This window comes from Roseburia sp. MSJ-14 (assembly GCF_018918225.1).
Classification (GTDB): domain Bacteria; phylum Bacillota; class Clostridia; order Lachnospirales; family Lachnospiraceae; genus Petralouisia.
Map to the genome: position 1 here is coordinate 19,656 of NZ_JAHLQD010000050.1, position 21,537 is coordinate 41,192.

Below are 21,537 nucleotides of genomic sequence, written 5' to 3' on the forward strand. Positions count from 1 at the left end.
TTTAATAACAGTATGATACTAACTGGATAACGGCATATGCAGTCATAAGTCCCATGCCGCCTACTGCTTTTTCTGAAAAACGCTCTATTTTATTTTCGATTTTCTTACTTCCGGTTCCTATGAACAGTAATGGTAACACCGGTAAAATATATCTTCCCTGAAAACCATGTACTACCGGCGTTCCCACTGCATTGTTTACACCATCACCGATATATAGTCCCACAAATACTGCCAGAATACACAATCCACCCGCACATACACAGATAATTTTCTGGACGCGTGTTAGCTTTTTGGACATTTCGTTGGTATTTACACATGCAACTCCAACTACAAAACACGGAACAATATACAACAACGCTCCCAATGGATATTTTAACCAGCCCAGTGTATTGACATTTCCCATAAAATAATCAAACTGCTGCACAATGGTTGCCACAATAACTTTTGGTAACATTAACGGATGTTGCTTTAAGTACTGTGTCTGTGAAATGCCATCGGTAGTTGCCTGCAAAGTAGACACAGAACCAAACATGTGGAGTAACAAATATCCACCAATCAACACCAATGGAATCATGGCTATTCCAAAGGCTTTCCAGTAATCCTTCTTTTCTCCGAAACGCTTCATCGGAATTAAGAACACCAACAAACCAATACAGATATATACATATTTCATTACAAAAATAACCAAGAGTATTGCGCTCAATGCAATGGCATTTTTCCAATTCAATTTCTTTTCTTCCTCTAATGCATAACGTATACACAACGCACTAAATAAAAAGCATAAGGCATTTAAAAGCGCATCCGGTGAACAGGAAGCTGCCTGATACATCATCATTGGCATAATGGCAACAACTGCCATAAGCTGTTTATAAATCGGAATTATCTTGATAGCAAAATACACAATTACCATATACACAGCCAGATTGAATAATCTTGCCATTAAAAAGACTCCGTACATGCTAAGTCCAAACAATCTACCTAAGAAAATTCCGATTGCCTGTGGATAATAGGAAATAGAGGTCACGCCTCCATCATATTTCATTAATATCGTATCTTTTGCAAAACTCTGTTCCTGTAAATTTTTCACATAAACAGTACCATAACTTGAATTCGGCTGAACCAATCCAAAATCAAAATCATTGATATTCTCCGGCACACGAATCACACCGTCTTTATGTGCAACATCTGCAAACGGACGCAACACATTTCCATAAGAAACATCTGTTGCTCGCAGGAAATGATCCCAACCGTCACATTCCTGTCCCGGCGGATTCATTACCGCCATTGCAATTCCGCCAATTATTCCAAGTACTAAGAACATCATCTGTACGTTATAATGTTTCGTTCCTTTGATTGGTACAAAAAAGATTAAGGCAGATACCAATACAAAAAATCCGGTAATGACAAAAAACAGTTTTAAACTAACTAATCCATATGTAATAGACATACGAATACGATACCACAATGCTGTTCCGTTCTGTGTGAACTGCTCTTCGTATTCCCCGGAATCTACACACACATATACATCCTGATTTTGTACATCAGACTGTATCTCCACATACAGCTCTGTTCCGGCATCAATTCCATTGGTCTGCATATCCAGATGTATCTGCTGTTCCATTCCGTTGGATGGTGCTACCTCTACGGTCTGCTCTCCCAACACTTCTCCTGTCTGAGCATTTCCCAACACAATCTGCACAGTCTCTGTCTTTTCACCTGTGTTAGCCAACAGCATGTCAATATACTTCATATCATTTAATATGTTAAAAGACTGGCGAACTGTTCCGGCAGACAATGGTACATTTTCTGTATTTGCATCCATCTCATTAAAATCTGTCTGGGAAGCACCGATAAATACGCCTTTGAAATACAGCATTACCATTGCAGAAAACAATACTGCAAACACCGCCCACACATATTTTCTATCTATCTTTTTTATCTTGTCCCACATTATTTTCTATCCCTCTCATCCTTCAATCGTTGTAACTGCATTTCAAAGTCCTGACGATTCTTCTGGCAGCTTGTCTGTAAAATCATTCCTGCAAAGAATGACTGAATTGCAGCCAACATAATAAATAAGGATACGAACAATGTTGGGAAATTTCCAACCATACCGGTATCATGGTAAGCAATTAATACCGGTATAAATAACAATACAGAAAGAATTGCTAATATCAAAGCGATTCCACCGAAAAATCCCATCGGTTTATAGTTACGATACAATTTCACAATCGTTTTAATTACCTTGAATCCATCGGAAAATGTATTCAGTTTTGACTCGCTTCCCTCCGGTCTGTCACGATAATCAATGATGACATTTTCTACAAACATATTCTTGTCTGCTGCATGAATACTCATTTCTGTCTCAATCTCAAATCCCTTTGATAATACCGGGAAAGACTTTACAAACTGATAACTGAAGGCACGATATCCGGTCATAATATCCTTAATATCTGTACCAAACAGTATATTGATACTCTTTCTTACGATAGAATTACCGAAATTATGAAACGGTCTCTTATTCTCTGTAAAATAGGTAGAAGATAAACGATCACCCACTACCATATCTGCATTTCGCTCAAATACCTTTTTAATCATTTCCGGTGCAAATTCTGCCGGATAGGTATCATCTCCATCTGCCATAATATAGCACTCTGCATCAATATCACGAAACATTCTTCGTATTACATTTCCCTTTCCCTGCTGGTACTCGTAACGGACAACTGCTCCTGCCTTACGGGCTATCTCATCTGTTCCGTCAGTAGAATTGTTATCATATACATAAATAACTGCTTCCGGCAATACACGTTTAAAATCTGTTACTACCTTTTCTATTGTTTTACTCTCATTATAACAAGGAATCAATACTGCTATTTTATCCATTTTTTTCTCCTTTTACCTGTCTCTAATCAAATACATACGGCTTATTCTAACATTTTTTTACCTTTTATTCAAGATAAGCCACTTATACTGACTTTTTCATTCAAATATCCTACACTCGCAAAGAGAAGTCTGCCTTATCTAAGGTAAGATTTGGATTGTAATATGGGTCACCTTTTTGCAAAATATCTTCCCAACGTTCACAGAATTTTGCAACTTCACTATTAAAGCGTTCCACTTTTTCCGGTGTATCTTCCATCCCTCTGGACTTGGATTCGTAATGGTACAGTTCTGCATATGGATTATACACCACCAGTTTTCCAAGCTCTCTTACTTTCAAACAGTAGTCTATATCATTAAAAGCTACTTCTAATGCCTCTGTTAGTCCCCCCACTGCATTGTATACACTCTTCTTTGTCATCATACAAGCAGCTGTTACTGCGGAATAATCCTGCGCACACATGATGCGTCCCATATAACCGGTATCAAATCTGGAGGATTCTATAAAGGCATGTCCCGCCATTCCTCCAAATCCAATTACCACGCCTGCATGCTGAATGGTATCATCGTCATAGCAAAGTTTTGCACCGACAATTCCTACATCTTCGCGCATACAGTAGCCTAACAATTCCTGTAAACATTCCGGTGTGATAATCTCTGTATCATTGTTTAATAACAACAAATATTCGCCTTTGGCATATTGGGCACCAAAGTTGTTGATTTTAGAGAAGTTAAATCCTCCCTTATAATAAACTACCTGAACATTTTCCTTTTTCGCAATCTCTTTATAATAAGCAAACGTTTCCTCTTCCGTACTGTTATTTTCAATTACCACAAATTCAAAGTTACGGTAAGTAGATTTTTGCTCTATGGATTCCATACATTTTTTTAAGTCCTCTATGTGGTCTTTATTTGGAATCAAAATAGAAATCAATGGCTGCTCTTCCCAGCAGAACTTTGTGTGGAACATTCCATAAAAACTGCTGTGTTCTACCTTTGCGGGAACGCCGATTCTCTTGTAATGCTCCTCTACTGCCTTTCGACCTGCTTCAAATGCATACAGCTTGCTTTCCGGATTTGCTGCTGTGGAATTAATATGGCATCTCCAGTGATATAATACCTTTGGAATATGGTAAACGCTCTGGGCTACTTCTACGCAACGCAAGATAAAGTCATGATCCTGCGCTCCGTCAAATTCACTGCGTAACATTCCGATTTTATCAATGATTGTCTTTTTTACCACAAACAAGTGACAAATATAGTTCATACTGCAAAGCAAATCCATATTTAAATCGGGCTTAAAGTTCGGATCAAAATACTTCTTTCCTGCCATATCAATCTTATCTTCATCCGAATATAACACATCAATATTTTTATCTGCATTGATTGCCTTAGCACATTCATATAGGGCATTCTCAGCCACAATATCATCATGATCCGCTAATACGATATAATCTCCTGTTGCCATTTTTATAGCTGCATTGGTATTTTCTGAGATTCCCTTGTTTTCCGCTAAAATTTCATATTGAATATCTAATCCACGCTTCTGATATTCCTTTATAATCTTTTCTAAAGGACTTCCCTCGCCGCTTCCATCTGCAAAACACAGTTCCCAGTTAGCGTAAGTTTGATTTGCCACGGACTCAATCAATGCCCGTAAGTAGGATTCCTTTGTCATGTATAAAGGAACTACAATACTAAACTTCGGTTCGTAGGAAAATGTCTCTTTTCGCTGTTCCTCTAACTCGCTCTTTGTAATCTGATTGTCCTTTAGCCATCTTTCATAAGTAAAGGTGTCTTTCTTATGGAACAACTTCACTCGGATTCGGTTGAAAGTTGCAGAAACTCCTTCTTTTCGCAGATAAATAAAAAACTTCTGAAATGCATTGATGCCAGCGGCACTACCTTTTCCACTTGCTGCCGCTGCAACAGATGTTTTATACACACTTTTCTTATCTGCTGATTCCAAAATCACTTCTACTTTTTTTACTCCTGCTACGGAAGTTGATATTTGAAATCCTGCTTCGTAGGAATTTCCTACTTCTTCGAATACTTCCATTACATCTCTACGGTAGTTTTTCTTAATTGTTACATCTTTTGCAGGCTTTCCATCTAACTTAAGCGTCAATGCAAGCTCTTTGGTTCCTATGCCCCATCCACTCAATGTTAATATATTTTCCGAAACGTTTGCTGTCTCAATGAAATATTCCACACTGTTTTGCTTTTTCTTTAACTGCTTTACACTTACTTTTTCAATTAACCACTGGGCACTGTTTCTGGTATCTACCACAGACAACTGCTTCTTATTCTGCCAGTCTTTTGGCAATTTCACCTGAATGGTCAATTCCTCACTAATATTCTCCTGATAACGCAAGTAACGCTGGCGCACGGTTACACCGCTTTTGATACTTACCTTAGTTGCAAGCTCTTGTCCGTCCAAGTACACCTTTACCTGACGCTTCTGAGGATTATTCTGGGAATACCATCCGCGTATCAGAAGTGTATCTTCCTCCTGTAAATGAAATCTTATCTTTTCTATATAAAATCTATTTCTATCCATCTGTGTTCTCCGTTCTTACCTATATTTTACAGAATTCTTTTCTAGTATAAACGAAAAAGAGGTTTGTCACAACCTCTTTTTCTGTTCTGATACATTCTATAAAATTTTTACTTTCTTAATTCACCGGAAAACTTCCCAGATAATGTCCATCGGTAGTGTCCATACTATAATAGTAAACACCGTCTGTTATTAAGCCTCTTGCTACCATTCCATTCCAATGATAGAACACAACTCTTCCCCATGCATCGTAGGAAAATTGATTTGTCTTTAAAGTTCCATCACTATTTGCATAACCATAATCTACACCGTTTGCGAACTGAAACCATCCGGAATTTTCCATTTTACCATTTTGGTTTAAATAAAACGCCTTACTTCCAACAAATGTAATCTGGTCTTTATAAATATATCCTAAAGAATCAAAGTAACAGGTATATCCTACACTGGAACAATACTGGAAGTCCATAAATACTTCGTGTCCTTGGGCATCAAAGCAAATAATATGTGTTCCATCCGGGTGATAGGTCAATCGATCTTTCATTGCAGTTCCATTTGCCTGAATATAATAAGTAAAAAATCCATCAAATATAAACTGATTATAAATAGCACTTCCATCCGGATAATAAGCATATATAGTTCCGTCTGTATCGATTTTAAATCTGTTTCCATTATACTCACACTTTGTTACTGCCATATTTCCACCATAAGTAGCGGCAATCAAATCCGAAACATATTTTATATTATTATCTATATACCCTCTATTGTAGCAGTTCTCCACATATACATAGCTATTTGCTATACCTTCGGCATTTCCAATATTATTCATGGAACCACCGATGCCACCAACGGTATCCTCTCCAGTTATTCCATTTTCACTATATAAACTTGATGAACTTCCACAATTTTTTATATAAATAGTTCCATTTTGGGTAATATTAATGCTACCAAATACTCCCCCTAACCATGTTGTATTGTTCCCTTCTGTTGGTTTCTTTGCTGTAATTATTCCTGTACTGCCACAACCATCTACAATAATGTTGTCCCCGTTACTTGCTATCTCTACTCCATTAACACTATAGTTATGGTCAAGACCTATTTTTCCGATTACACCACCTAACTCTCCTACTCCCGAAATATTTCCCGTATTGGTACAATTCTTTATGGAGGAAGTGCTATTGTCTCCTTTTCTTCCGGTTTCTCCGATTACTCCACCGATTGATGCTGCTCCATTTCCTGCATCGCCTTGAATATCTCCTAAGTTCTTGCAGTTTTCAACCGTAAACTGACTAGCACCAATGTAACGGCTTTCCTCTCCGATAATTCCACCTGCATAGACATGACAATCTCGTGTGTTAAATGTTATATTTCCGGTATTTTCACAATCAACAACATGTTCCCCACCGTTCATTGCTGCAATACCGCCTATTTCACTTATATTTCCCGAAATGTTTCCCTCATTCTTACACCTGTAAATATTTCCGGCATTCTGACCTGTAATTCCACCGACACGAATTGCATAACTTCCGCCGGCATTGATATTAACACGACTCACACAGTCTTCAATGGTTCCGTCATTATACTCAACTATTCCGCCAACATCTTTTAATGAAGAACTATTTACCTGTAGATTTCCTACAACCGTGAGGTTTCTTACTGTTCCGGAACTTGCTACCTGCGAAAACAATGAGGTTTCTCCCTGCATTCCATAAATAATATGTCCATTTCCATCAAAAGTTCCGGATAAGCTCATACCTGCAATACTTCCAATATATGCACTAATATCAATATCGCATATAAGAACATAGTTTTGATTCATTGTCCCAGCAGCATAGCTTGCAAGCTCTGCTGCTGAGGAAATCGTAACTGTTCCAGACTCATATGTCTGTGATACAAATTCCTGTGGATTTATTTCTTCTGCAAATGCTAACTGTTCTCCCATAGAAAACATCATCGCAAATGCACAAACTCCTGATAGTAACACTTTAAAAGGTTTTTTCATACTCTTCTCTCCTTTTCAATTTAGTTTACCGGAAAACTTCCTAAATAATGTCCATCTGTAGCATCCATATTATAATAATATGCACCGTCTGTTATCAAACCACGAGCTACCATTCCATTCCAATGATAGAATACAACTCTTCCCCATGGATCATAAGAAAAGCCATCTGTCTTTAACGTTCCGTCACTATTAGCATATCCAAAATCTCTACCATTTGCGAACTGGAACCATCCGTTCTGTTCCATTTTTCCATTTGCATTTAAATAATATACTTTATCACCTACAAATGTAATCTGATCTTTGTAAATATATCCCTGAGAATCAAAATAGCAGGTATATCCTACACTTGGACAATATTGAAAACTGTTAAATACTTCATGTCCGTCGGAATCAAAGTAAATAATATGCTCTCCATCCGGATGATAAGTTAATCTATCCTTCATTGGACTTCCATCTGCCTGCAAATAATAGGTATACTTTCCATCAAAAGCAAACTGATTTTTTACCATATTGCCATTTTTATCATAATATCTTACCTGACCATCAGAGCCTGTAAACCAGCCAGGTGCATGTCCCATAGAGACAAACTTTATATTATTATCTTTTGCATAAGTTTCAATTGTAGCACCTTCTAAACCATAAATGACAAGTCTTAAATCATTTGAGAAAACAGAATAACTCCAACTTGTATCGACTGCCTTTGTTGTCAGCTTTGTTAATGCGCTACATCCTGCAAATGCTTCCATTCCTATGCCTTGCACATTTTCCGGTATTACTACTTCCTGTAATGCTGTACAATTATAAAATGAGCGATAATCTATATTTTTTAAACCTGAAGGAAATGTCACACTCTTTAATGACGTACAATTGTTAAATGAAAAATCTCCTAAGCGCTCTACATTTTCTGGTATTACCACTTGCTTTAATGACGTACAATTATTAAATGCTTCCCTCCCTATTGTTGTTACTGTCTGTGGAATTGTAATACTTGTAATATATTCTGCTCCTGAAAACATCCCTTCTGGAATTGTCGAAAGCTCTCCATTCATAGTTACTGTTTTCAAACTACTACATCCGCTAAATATTCCAGAGCCTGTGCTATTTAAAACACTACTTTTTATATTGAATTTATTAATTGTACTACAGTTTTTGAATGCTTCCATTCCTATGCTCTGTACATTTTCCGGTATTACTACTTCCTGTAATGCTGTACAATTATAAAATGAGCGATAATCTATATTTTTTAAACCTGAAGGAAATGTCACACTCTTTAATGACGTACAATTGTTAAATGAAAAATCTCCTAAGCGCTCTACATTTTCTGGTATTACCACTTGCTTTAATGACGTACAATTATTAAATGCTTCCCTCCCTATTGTTGTTACTGTCTGTGGAATTGTAATACTTGTAATATATTCTGCTCCTGAAAACATCCCTTCTGGAATTGTCGAAAGCTCTCCATTCATAGTTACTGTTTTCAAACTACTACATCCGCTAAATATTCCAGAGCCTGTGCTATTTAAAACACTACTTTTTATATTGAATTTATTAATTGTACTACAGTTTTTGAATGCTTCCATTCCTATGCTCTGTACATTTTCCGGTATTACTACTTCCTGTAATGCACTACATCCATAAAATGCCCGATAACCAATGCTCTTTAAACTAGCCGGAAAACTGATACTGTTCAAGGAACTACAACCTGAAAATGCTTCCATTCCTATTGTCGTCATATTATTCCCTGAAAATGTAATACTTGTAATCCCTGTTCTGGCAAAAGCACTATCTGCTATTCCCGTAGCTCTTTCCGGAATAACTACGTCTGTTGCACTACCTGTATAGCCTGTAATAATTGTACCGTTCCAGTTAAAATCACTTTCATTTGTGTTTGCCCCTAATGTTTCCCCTATAACTTCTGTATCTGTTTCCTGTGCCTCAGTTGCATCCACACTCTGTTCATTTTCCTGCGCTGTCACCTGAGCACTTTCTTCTGCTGCATGTACAGGCATCTGAAATGCACCTGTAACAAATACTAAGGTTAATGTGAGCATTACTTTTTTTAATTTCATACGTTTCTCCTTTTCCTTTGCATTTTCTTGTTACACTTACTAGACGAGTTATTTTTTCTACAGGTTTTAAAAAATTCTATTTTTTTTATTTTTTTTCATTTTATCACTCTAATCGACTTTTTACAATTTATTTCTTCTTATGTGAATAATACAAAAGCTTCACATTACTGATATGTCACCAATAATGTGAAGCTTTCTTTTGTAACTATTTCAATTTAATAAATGAATAATTAATAAGTGAATAATTTCTTCATATAATCATTCTTTATACTATATCCATAATTTTTAGCGGTTGCCCATCCTTTACCATATGGGTTTTCTTTGATTCCTAACCATTCTACATATGGAGCAGAACCTCTTGCAACAAGGTCAAATCTCTTGTCTACACATGGATTATTCAATGGGTCGGTAGAAGCATATGCCTTAAGGTGCTGTACCTGTGCTCTTACACCTTCTCTAACACTGCCGAAACTTTCTCCCGGATTACCGTTTCCGGTAGCTCCTAATCCGGCAAAATTATACTGTCCGATGCTTACATCTCCACCGTAACGTAAAAATCCTGTTTCTTTCATTGCCTGGCAAAAGGCTACTTCAACTTTCACACCCTCTGCCTGACACTCTTGTATGTATATCTGGCAAAATGCCTGTATTGTAGGTGCATCTGATCCACGATAAAACTCCGGATATGCCTGATTTGCATTGTAATAATTTACCATTTGGCTCAAAGTGGTACTGCTGCTTCCCATAATCGCATATCTTGAATCAATCACATATCCGATACACTTATTGGCAGTAACACCTTCATTTGTTACCGCTTCCACATAAATCCAGTAAGAACCGGATTCCGGATACCAGGTTGCCCAGTTGGCACCTGTCCATCCTGAAATATCTGTCCAGGTATTTTTATTCAAATCATAAATGCTATATTTAAAGTTTACACTTGCCGCTTTTGTCTGGTAGGCAACACCAATATTAATTCCGATTGGTTCTTCCACCACACAAATACCGGAAATTTCCAAAGACTTCTTTGTATAATCCTTATCTACCGCAAAGCATGTAGTATAATCTTTTACCACGCCATCCTTGGTTCTTCCTTCTACATGAAGCCAATAATTTCCCGGTTGTGGTTTCCAGTCTGTCCAGTTTGCACTTGACCATCCGGAAATATTACTCCACTGTTGTGTCTGTAAATTATATGCCATCCAACGGAACTCGATACCAGACTGTAATGTAGTATATGCTGCACCTACGTTAATGCAATCCTCATTTACTACATATGCAATTCCGTCCATTGTCAACGGCTCTGTAATATAATTATTGGTATTTGCAAAACAAATGGTATATGTCCATACCTGTCCCAAGGAGTTCATAACCTGAGCCTGAAGCCAATAATTTCCAACCTTCGGTTTCCAGGTTGCCCAGTTGCCTCCAAACCAGCCGCTGATTTCACTCCAACGCTGTTCATCTAAGTTATAAGATAACCATCTGAACTTTAAGCCCGGGTCGTTACTTTCATATCCAACACCAATATTCACACCGTTTTGCTGGTACTGATAACAAATTCCTGATATCTTCACACTATTTGGTGCATAATTCTGTGTTACATGGAAGTTAATTGTCTGACTTGCAGTATATCCTTCGTCTGTAATTGCCTGCACCTGAAGCCAGTAGTTTCCTGTATGTGGCTGCCAGGTTGCCCAGTTGCCGGCATACCAGTCACTAATTCCTTCCCACTCCTGTGTATCTAAGTCATATGCCATCCATTTGAATCGAATGTTGCTACCAGTTGTTCCATAATCTACTCCAACATCAATTCCGCGATTTGTGTAATTATAACAAATACCTTTTAAGTCTAAATTGCTCTTAGATAATCCAAAATATTCTGCAATACCGGTTGCATCTGCAATACCTAATTGCTGTAACTTCGCATCACTGTTTAAGAAGTTATTTGCATCCCCTGCATTACTAACAAAGGCATGCTCCACAATAATTGCCGGGAATCCTGCCAGCTTACTTCTTCTGATAACACCATAGTAATCTGCTAAAGAGCCGTCCGGATATGTTGTATTATCACCGGAATTTCTAATCTGAATTCCGCGATTTGCTAATCCCAAAGCCACCAGCTTATCCTCAATAATGCTTGCAAGCTGCTGTCCCTGTGCTCCTATAGTAGGATTATAATTTCCGTTTGGATAATATACCATTGCTCCATGAGCAGAAGAACTTGGGGATGAGTTGTTATGAATACTTACATATACACTCGCTCCCACACTCTGTGCAAACGCTACACGATTGGCATTACAGTCTGTAGAAGATGTTCCCGGATAAGGGCAATCTCCATTATCATTTCTTGTCATGTATACGGTAACACCTTGATAAGTCTGTAATTCTGCACGGCAATACTTAGCAATTTTTAAGTTCAGGTCTTCCTCTGCCAAGCCATTACCTCTTGCTCCTGCATGTGTATTATCATGTCCCGGATCCAATACAACTACAACATTTCCATTGCTTGCCTTGGTACTTCCGTTCACGCCATCTGCACTCTTTGCATTTTCAATTGCATCCCCGATGGTATCCTGAGAAACTGTATTTCCATTCTCATCGATGGTAACAATATCAAGATCTGCATCTGTATTATCACTTTCTTCTGTAACAACTGCATCCGGATTGGTTTCTACTTCCTGATTTACTCCATAAGAAACATCAAATCCTGCATCTGCAAAGTTCTTTGTTACTTCCTGACCATCTAATAAAAATGTAACACTCTCAAGTTTATATACTCCACTCTCTTCCTCCTGCGTATACTGCTTTGTAAACAGGAATGCATTTCCATCCTGTTTGCTTGCAGGTATCTGAGAAATAACCCCGTCCTTTGACACGTTCAACACAACATTCTGAATATTGGCACCTTCTTCGCCGATTCCAACTAAAATGTTCTGTGTTTCATTCAACGCCACTGTTGGCTCAGACACTACTACATATCCAATTCCTGCATTATCTGTTACTGCATTTGTTGTAGTATTCTCCTGGGTGTCTGCCTGCTGCACTGCTACGTTATCTGTTTGAACATCTTCATCCGTTACGGTTGTACCTGCCTGTGCAGTTGTTCCATCCGTTACGGTTGTATCTGCCTGTACAGATTCTCCTTGTAATTCTGCCCCTTGTACTGTCCCATCTGTTACAGATTCCGTTGCACTTGACTGCTCTGCGACAGATGATTCTGTTACGGTTGCTTGCTGACTTGCATCTGTTCCTGCTGCCATAACCGTCTGCATTGGAAAAGTTGTCCCTACAGTCAACGCCGCCAATACAATTGCAAGTAATTTCTTTGCTCTTCTCTTCATCCTCGTTTCCTTCTTTGCTTTTTCTACATGTTTCTATAATTTACCTTTTTTAGTATATCACCCATCTTTTTTTCATTCAACCATATTCCCAAAATTTACAATTTTTACCTTTTTTTATTTACAATTTTCTTACAACGCATAGAAAAAACCTTGAACAGCAGCTATAATCACTCCTGTCCAAGGTCTTAACATTTTTCTAGTTTACCGGAAAGCTTCCCAGATAATGACCGTCTGTGGTATCCATGCTATAGTAATAAGCACCATCTGTAATCAATCCACGTGCTACCATTCCATTCCAGTGATAGAACACTAATCTTCCCCATGGGTCATAGGAAAAGCCGCTTGTATTCAATGTTCCGTCCCAGTTAGCAAATCCATAGTCCATACCGTTAGCAAACCGAAACCATCCACTATTTTCCATTGCACCGTTGGCATTCAGATAATATACTTTATCTCCTACAAATGTAATCTGATCTTTATATAGATATCCCTGAGAGTCAAAATAGCAGGTATATCCTACACTTGGACAATACTGGAAATTATTAAACACTTCATGTCCATTGGAATCCAGATAAATAATATGTTCTCCATCCGGATGGTAAGTCAATCTATCTTTCATCGGAGATCCATCTGCCTGCAAATAATAAGTATAACTACCATCAAACGCAAACTGATTTGTCACCATATTTCCATTATCATCATAAAGGCGTATGTCTCCTGTGCTACTCTTTTTCCAGCCGCTATAATGTGCATACAAAGTCTGTTCTTTTGAAAGATTGACTATGGTATTTTCTGTTATTTTTGTGCCTCCTTCAGGTTTCGTATACCAGCCAACAAAGCTCATCCCTTCATAATTAGATATTGGAAGTGTACCATACTTGTCTCCATTTCTCACTTGTAATGAATTGCTTCCATCAATCCATCCACCATTTGCATTCAAAGTCACCTTATATTGTTTGCCAATCCACTGTGCGTACAGTGTATGATTTCCACTAACTGACACAATGGTATCCTCTGTTACTTCTGTTCCACCTTCTGCTTGCGTATACCAACCTGTAAATTCATAACCACTTTTGACTGGAATTGGTAATGTCCCATATTTTTCTCCCTTAATTACTGAGATGGTTGATGGCGTTACTGACCCACCATTCGCATTCAATGTTACGGCAGAAGCCTTCACCCAATGAGCATAAAGTGTCTGGTCATTTGAAAGTTCAACCTGAGTATCTTCTGTTATCTTTATTCCTCCGGAAGCTTCTGTATACCACCCAATGAAACCATATCCCTTTCGCGTTGGTACAGGTAAGGTTCCATATACATCTCCATTATATACTGAAATTTCATTCGGTGTTACTGTTCCACCGTTTGCATTCAATGTTACGTTATAAGATTCTACTGCAATATCGCTTGTATATGCTTTAATACGAAGATTTTCATTACAATTTGCCCCATAATCTACCCATGAAGTACCGGTTTTACAAAAACTCTGTCCAGCCTCGGCACTCACTATTACATTCACGCTATTCCATATATTCTGCGTGCCCTCTGTACCTACTCCAACCGTTTCTCCCTCTTTACTCAAATTTACTACAACCGAAAAATTTTCCCCTTTTTTTAATATTACACCGTTATTAAGAGGAATCGTATAAGATCCGGCAAACTCTGTAGTCCCGCTTGTAGTTGCAGACGAAACTAATATTCCGCTTTCCGGATTTGTACTATCTGTAAGATTCTTATATATTTTTATTGTATAGTTCACTTGTGAATTTGCGGGAATAACCATAGACACTGCTTTTAGCATTTCATGTTCTCCCTTTATCGTGAACACATTTGCAACACTTTGCTGTGCATTCAGATACACATACCCCGCTGTTATCCCTCCGTCATATTGATAATTATGATCGTAATTTGAAGCATCCTCTGCAACTACTGCATACACCGTATTATTTAGCGATACATCTTCATACGACATCCAGAAATACCCCGACATACTCATTGCGTCATCCCCCCAACTATTTCGAATCAGCCATGCACCATTTTCTGAGGGTGCTGTATTAAAATTCGATGCAGGGAAATCATCATCCCAGCCCACAATTGCAATCGCGTGGTTACTGCCACTTTCTGTACAATAGTATGAATTATTTGCAGCATTATAATATGAAGCATCATGATAATAGGATGCTCCTACTGCTCCGTAATTCATAATTGCTTTTTTTACTTCATTTGGATTTCCCTTAATATTAATTTTATATACATCCTGTACATGCAATCTGTCACTATTATACTCATACTCAGAAGGCAATCCATTACTCAAAGTTTGTGCTGCCTCTGAATAGGGAACTGTAGCCTCATCTACAGCCCCTCGCCAATTCATCAATGCCTGCGTAGAATAGCTTAAGTTTCCACCAAAATCAAGATATGTTTCTCCTGTTCCAACATAATCTACACTATCGCCATTTGTTCCTCCAAGCGGGTCTGTGGAACTATGATATGTATAATATGCAATTTGCAGCTCTGATACATCCACCGGATTTCCGGTTTTTAAAAGATAACTCATCTCTGTAATTGCTGCTGTAGAAAACGCCCAGCAGGTTCCATAAGGATTCTGATTTCTGATAGACGGCAATTGATATCCATAGCTAGTTTCCAGTGGATTATATTTTACCGGCGTATTTACTTCTTTTAATATATCGTTATCTATACTTTGTTCATCTACTACCGGTGCATTCTCATCCTCAGGCGATGCAATGTACCCCATCATGGCTTGTGTTTCTTCGCCTTCATTATCCACATTGTTCTGTATTGACACTTCTTCATTTTGACTGTCATTCAATGGTTCTGCCAATACAATATGCGGTGTCTCCCACACGAGAATACTACTTGCCAACAGTAACCCTAAGATTCTCTTTCGTAACTTCAAATTTTTTCTCCTTTCATCGGCTTATAGCCTGATAAATACTTTGTAATTTATTACAACTGAATTTTCCATTTTAGTTTACCGGAAAGCTTCCCAGATAATGACCGTCTGTGGTATCCATGCTATAGTAATAAACACCATCTGTAATCAATCCACGGGCTACCATTCCGTTCCAATGATAGAATACGATTCTTCCCCATGGATCATAGGTGAATCCACCTGTATTTAATGTTCCATCCCAGTTGGCAAATCCATAATCTACGCCATTTGCAAATTGGAACCAACCACTGTTTTGCATTCTTCCGTTGGCATCTAAATAATACACTGCATTATTTGCAAATGTAATAACATCCTTGTAGATATATCCCTGAGAGTCAAAATAGCAGGTATATCCAACGCTTGGACAGTACTGGAAATTATTGAACACCTCGTGTCCATTGGAATCCAGATAAATAATATGTACTCCATCCGGATGATAAGTTAATCTGTCACACATCGGTGTCCCATCCGCCTGCATATAATAGGTGTACGATCCATCAAACACAAACTGATTTTTAATCATATTAAAGTTTTCATCATAACAGCGCATTTTTCCATCCCGGTAGCGGTAAAAACTCAAATTGCCATACTGTGTAACAAATGTTCCTATATTTACACCAATTTGTAAGGACGCTTTATAGGCACCGTTTTTTGTTGCTGCCGTAATTGTAGTCCCGCCCGTCTTTATCGCTTTTATTACTCCGTTTTCTATTGTTGCAACCGAGCTGTTACTACTGGACCAAACAATATTTTCATCATTATTTACGATTGTACACTGTGAATTTCCCGGATTTTTAATATATAAGTTCGCTTGTACCGAACTATTCAAATCTAAATCTGTTTTGGACACACTGATTCCTACCGTATATGTATAGGATTCCTGTTCTCCCCAAATAATCCCTGATGTTGTTGGCGCTTCTTTAAAGGTTTCTGCCGCTATATTAATGGTTTCTGTTACATAGGTATCTGAAGGTTTGGAACAACTATTACTATCAGCCCCTATTCCAAAACACTGTGTCCAATACCATACACCATTAATATTAACACAACCGATACCGATTGTTGTATAATCGGTATCCAAAATATTTGCTTTATGTCCGCTGGAATTCATCCATCCCGTCATAACGCTTGAGGCATCTGAATATCCTGATGCAATATTCTCACCATACATCAGACTATTAATATCCAAGCATAATGAGCTATCCGGTCTGGTATGGGAAAACAAAATAGATGTTTCAGCCGCACGCTGCATAGCTGATTCCATCAAAGAGGAATTCATCACCAGCGGTGCAAGACCGTTTTCGCTTCTTCTCTGATTTACAATATTCAATACTTCATAAGCATAGTTATAATTTCTGGTACAGGACACAGATACCTTTTCCATACTTCGATACCCATTATGCCCATACTGTGTCAATGCAGTTCCTGTTTGAACCACCTCAGTGGCATCCGGGAATCCATAGGAATAAACAATCTTTATGGTGGATGGTAATGTAATTCTTCTTAAATTTCCGCACCCTCCAAAAGCATAGCGATTAATTGTGGTCAATCCCTCATTTAGGGAAACTGTTGTCAAAGAATAATCATTCAAGAAAGCCTGATACGGAATATCCGTCAATGCCGCCAATGCAACACTTTGCAAATTCGAACATTCACCAAAACATCCATTTCCTATACTTTTTACAGTTGCCGGAAGACTTACGTTTTTCAATCCACTACAATATCCAAAAGTTCTTGCTGCAAGAGAACTCAAACCTTCTCCAAAATTAATGGTTGTTAATGCGCTACACTCTTCAAACATCTGATATGACGTCTCTTTTAATCCCCTGCCAAAATTTATACTTTTTAAATTCGGGCATTCATAAAAGGTAAAATTCCCAGCTTCCGTCACACTATCCGGAATTGTAATAGATTCTAAACCGGAACAAGCCTGAAATGCTGATTCTCCCAAACTTGTAACAGAATTTCCAATTGTAAGCTGTGTTACATACTTATTATTATTAAATGCTAAATCTCCAATTTTTCTTACCGTGTTAGGAACTATATAAGAAGTATTGGTATTTGATGAAGGATATGCATACAACGTAGCTCCTCCATCTGTAAACAGTACACCATTTGATGCAAAATATACGGTATTCCCTGCTTCTACCTCAAATTCTGTTGCATTCATATTAAAAAATGCCAGTGAACTAATTGTATTGACATTCCTGCCTACCGTAAATTTTGAAAAGTTACATCCCTGGAATGCATAATCTCCATAGGCAGTTGCTCCCGGTGCACTCATTGTACTAAGGCTTGTACAGTTTGCAAACATTGCATATGAAATAGAGGTAACTCCTGCCGGTACCGATACACTACTTAAGCCACTACATTCTGCAAATACCATATTGCCACATGCAGTTAATGATGATGGCAATGATACCGTTGTTACACTATTTAGACCGTAAAACGCACATGAACCTACATAAGTAATCCCTTCACTAACTACAATGGAAGTAATACCGGCTCTCTGACTATACCATGCCGGTAAAGCCCTTCCTGAATAGTCACTCATCGCTCCCGTTCCACTAATGGTAAGCACACCATTATTCAAGTTCCATGCTACATTATCTCCACAAGAATTATTCGCAGATGCCAGTTCTTTCTCATCTTGGTATAAGTCTACTTCATTCTCCTGTTCCAAATCGACCTTATAACCTGATGGTACTTCCGGCTTTTCTTCATCTTTTAGCACATCTTCTTCATCGGCATCGAGCACATATTCGTTCTCTCCTAATTGCTCCTCTACCTGATTTTCTTCTATTGCATCAGATATTTCCTCTGCCTGAACAACACTTACAGATGACATCATCCCCAGTAACAAACTTAATGTAAATGCCATTAACTTCTTTAATACCTTTCTCTCCTTCATCCCTTTTCCTTCCTCCTTCAACATTTCCTATTACATCCTTAGCGGAGCGCTTTTTATGCAATAGAACGCAATTTCCTATTGTATAAAAACAGGGAGAGTGCTTGTATTTTACACTCTCCCTATCGTTATATCGTCAGCTTTTTATTTTTAGTTTACCGGAAAGCTTCCTAAGTAATGACCATCTGTGGTATCCATGCTATAGTAATAAGCACCATCTGTAATCAATCCACGAGCTACCATTCCATTCCAATGATAGAATACAATTCTTCCCCATGGATCATAGGAAAATCCACTTGTATTTAATGTTCCATTCCAGTTAGCAAATCCATAATCTACACCATTTGCAAATTGGAACCAACCACTATTCTGCATTTTTCCGTTTGCATCTAAATAATATACTGCATTGTTTGCAAATGTAATAACATCCTTATAGATATATCCCTGTGAATCAAAATAGCAGGTATATCCTACACTTGGACAATACTGGAAGTTATTAAATACTTCATGTCCATAAGTATCAAAATAAATAATATGCACTCCGTCCGGATGATAGGTCAATCGGTCTGTCATCGCTGAACCATCTGCCTGCATATAATAAGTATAGCTACCGTCAAACATAAACTTGTTGGTAATCAATGCTCCGTTTTTATTGTAACATCTTATACTTTCGTCCGGCTCACGATAAAAAGTATTTCCATTGTAAGAAGATACTTTACCGATATAATCTACATAACATCCCGGTCTGTATGCAACAATATAGGCTTCCGGTTCATGATATCCTTCATCAATGGCACTTTCTGACTTACAGAAATATGTATAATCCCAGGAATTAGAATCATCTAAATCATCCCAGGTACAGTCAACCACATACCAACCGCCATACAGATATACTTCATTCCATTCATGTTCCGGACTTGTAACACAAACTGTCTCCATTCCTGCTGCATTACACAGCAAAGAAAACATCTGGGAATAACCTGCACATACTGTATTTCCAGTAAGTACTGCTGTTGCACTACTCTGATGTTTGTCAATATTACTTCCATTATCATAAGTAACATTAGCACAAACTATATCATGTGCTGCCTTTATCTTTTTATACTCGCTACCCTGTGCATTTATGGTATTTAACCAATTATTTACTTTATTCATAAACTGTGCAGTATAATTTGCACGCGCAGATCCTGAAATATAATCCGCATATATTGCTAATGCCACAAAGCTTCTACTTCCCTGTGTTCCTGTCATCGCGGCTGTTCCACGAACAAAATAGAACTGTGGATTAGAGATAGTAAATAAATATACTACTTCCATTAAATCGTCTCTGGAAAATCCTGTACACTCAATATAATCGGTTCTACCATAACTGCTATTATAAGTAGTCGCATCCTGCTGTGTACTTAAATACTGGTTGCACTGATAGTACATGCTATCATATAATGCCTTTTTACTATCGGACAACTGATAATAATAATATCTTGATTCGTAACTTGAAACTCCTGCCTGATAGGTGGCTCCGATTTGTTCCTGTTCCTCTAACGTATAGGCATCTGCCACATCTTCATCTGTAAGTTCAACTTCTTCCAGTTCCAGTGGTAAATATCCTGTTTTATTTGCCAGCTCCTCCATTGGCTCACTGGCAAATACATTCATAGGTACCAGCTGAATACACATTGCCATAATCAGCATTAATACCAAACTTCCTCTTAATTTCTTCACTCTTTCATTCCTCCATTTCATTATTTGTAATACTCTCTGTACCACTCAGCAAATTTCTGTAATCCTTCTTCAATTGGTGTACCGGGCTTAAAGTCGAAGTCTTCTATCAAGTCTGTCACGTCTGCATATGTCTGATATACATCTCCCGGTTGCATTGGATAAAACTCCTTCTTTGCTTCTTTTCCTAAACACTTTTCTAATGTTTCAATAAAATACATCAATTTCTCCGGTTTATTATTTCCTATATTGTATATTTTATATCTTACACCATTTTCATTTTTCTTTGGTGGATTGCTGAGGATATTTATCATTCCGGCAACAATATCGTCTACATAAGTAAAGTCTCGATACATATCGCCGTGATTGAACACTTTAATTGTTTCCCCCTTCATAATCTTTTGGGTAAAAGAAAAATATGCCATATCCGGTCTTCCGTACGGCCCATACACAGTAAAAAATCTTAATCCGGTTGATGGTATTCCATACAACTTACTATAACAATGTGCCATAAGTTCATTTGACTTTTTCGTAGCCGCATAAAGACTTACCGGATTATCAACCTTATCCTGTGTGGAAAATGGGATCTTTTTATTTACCCCATATACAGAACTGGAGGAAGCATATACCAGATGTTCTACCGGATAATGCCGGCAACATTCTAATATATTAAAAAATCCTATCATATTAGACTGCATATAAGCCTCCGGATTCTCTATGCTATATCGAACTCCTGCCTGCGCGCCAAGATTTACAACAATATCAGGTCTTTCCGTTTCAAACAATTGTTCTAACACATTCTTGTCTGCCAAATCACCCTTTATAAAACGAAACTTCTCAAACTCCTGCAGTATTGCAAGACGATCATATTTCAGCTTTACATCGTAATATTCATTAAGATTATCAAATCCAACCACTTGACATCCTAATTCTAATAATTTCTTGCTGAAATGAAAACCAATAAATCCGGCTCCGCCAGTTACTAAAATCTTTTTTGTTTTATCTAAGGGCTTATAATCCTTTAACATATTCTTCTCCAATTATTTATCTTTCTTTATGTCTTTGTTTGTAAGTGAAAAGCCGGGCATTCACACTTTATGCCCGG

At 37.8% G+C, this 21,537-nt stretch carries 10 protein-coding genes; all 10 read right to left on the reverse strand.

Features of this window, described 5'->3' with window-relative positions:
* Nucleotide 1 precedes the first annotated feature (1 nt).
* Entirely contained in the window at nucleotides 2-1,951 is a 1,950-nt protein-coding gene (locus KQI83_RS13625) for a DUF2142 domain-containing protein (RefSeq protein WP_216559176.1), read from the reverse strand.
* Nucleotides 1,951-2,883 carry a glycosyltransferase family 2 protein gene (locus KQI83_RS13630; RefSeq protein WP_216559179.1) on the reverse strand — a complete coding sequence of 311 codons (933 nt, stop codon included), beginning with the start codon at nucleotides 2,881-2,883 and terminating at the stop codon, nucleotides 1,951-1,953. Before KQI83_RS13630 ends, KQI83_RS13625 begins: the two co-directional genes overlap by 1 nt.
* A gap of 109 nt (nucleotides 2,884-2,992) precedes the next feature.
* Entirely contained in the window at nucleotides 2,993-5,440 is a 2,448-nt protein-coding gene (locus KQI83_RS13635; protein WP_216559182.1) for a glycosyltransferase family 2 protein, read from the reverse strand.
* Nucleotides 5,441-5,555: 115 nt separating this feature from the next.
* Nucleotides 5,556-7,436: a hypothetical protein gene (locus KQI83_RS13640; protein ID WP_216559185.1), complete on the reverse strand. Its 1,881-nt coding sequence runs from the start codon at nucleotides 7,434-7,436 to the stop codon at nucleotides 5,556-5,558.
* Nucleotides 7,437-7,456: 20 nt separating this feature from the next.
* The gene (locus tag KQI83_RS13645; protein WP_216559187.1) at nucleotides 7,457-9,505 is read right to left on the reverse strand and encodes a leucine-rich repeat domain-containing protein; all 2,049 of its coding nucleotides are present in this window, start codon (nucleotides 9,503-9,505) and stop codon (nucleotides 7,457-7,459) included.
* Between the two features lie 230 nt (nucleotides 9,506-9,735).
* A complete protein-coding gene (locus tag KQI83_RS13650; RefSeq protein ID WP_216559190.1) occupies nucleotides 9,736-12,849 on the reverse strand; it encodes an N-acetylmuramoyl-L-alanine amidase in 3,114 nt (1,037 codons plus the stop codon).
* A 196-nt stretch (nucleotides 12,850-13,045) separates the two neighbouring features.
* Entirely contained in the window at nucleotides 13,046-15,769 is a 2,724-nt protein-coding gene (locus KQI83_RS13655; protein WP_216559192.1) for an InlB B-repeat-containing protein, read from the reverse strand.
* A 70-nt stretch (nucleotides 15,770-15,839) separates the two neighbouring features.
* Complete coding sequence (locus KQI83_RS13660; RefSeq protein ID WP_216559195.1) at nucleotides 15,840-18,716, reverse strand: leucine-rich repeat protein; 2,877 nt, start codon at nucleotides 18,714-18,716, stop codon at nucleotides 15,840-15,842.
* A 147-nt stretch (nucleotides 18,717-18,863) separates the two neighbouring features.
* On the reverse strand, nucleotides 18,864-20,435 hold the full coding sequence (locus KQI83_RS17125) for a transglutaminase domain-containing protein (RefSeq protein ID WP_216559198.1): 1,572 nt from the start codon (nucleotides 20,433-20,435) through the stop codon (nucleotides 18,864-18,866).
* Between the two features lie 20 nt (nucleotides 20,436-20,455).
* The gene (locus KQI83_RS13670; protein WP_216559201.1) at nucleotides 20,456-21,460 is read right to left on the reverse strand and encodes an NAD-dependent epimerase; all 1,005 of its coding nucleotides are present in this window, start codon (nucleotides 21,458-21,460) and stop codon (nucleotides 20,456-20,458) included.
* Between the last annotated feature and the right edge of the window lie 77 nt (nucleotides 21,461-21,537).